Annotated in this window: 1 protein-coding gene; it reads left to right on the forward strand. The window is 64.3% G+C overall.

From position 1 onward, the window contains the following. Positions 1 to 294: S1 RNA-binding domain-containing protein (locus tag G3I42_RS23785; RefSeq protein WP_164289114.1), on the forward strand; the 294-nt coding region annotated here is incomplete at both ends.

Here is a 294-nt window from a genome sequence, read left to right on the forward strand (position 1 = left end):
GCCGACACCCACAACGCCGAGGCCAGACTGTCTTTGAAGTCACTGGAGCCCGACCCGCTCCAGGCTTTCGCCGACCGCACAGTGGTGGGTCAGGAATTCCGCGGGACGGTTGAGAAGGTGGTTCCCATCGGCGTCTTCGTCGACCTCGGAGGTGGGATCGTCGGGTTGGTTCCCTTCAGAGAGATCGACGGCCGCCCTGCGGCGAGTCCGGCAGAAGACTTCGAGGTCGGAGAGCAGATCACCGTCGTCGTCGCGGAAATCGAGCTGCCAACCCGCCGGGTGTTTCTCTCCGGT

The organism is Streptomyces sp. SID11385, from assembly GCF_010548245.1.
Classification (GTDB): domain Bacteria; phylum Actinomycetota; class Actinomycetes; order Streptomycetales; family Streptomycetaceae; genus Streptomyces.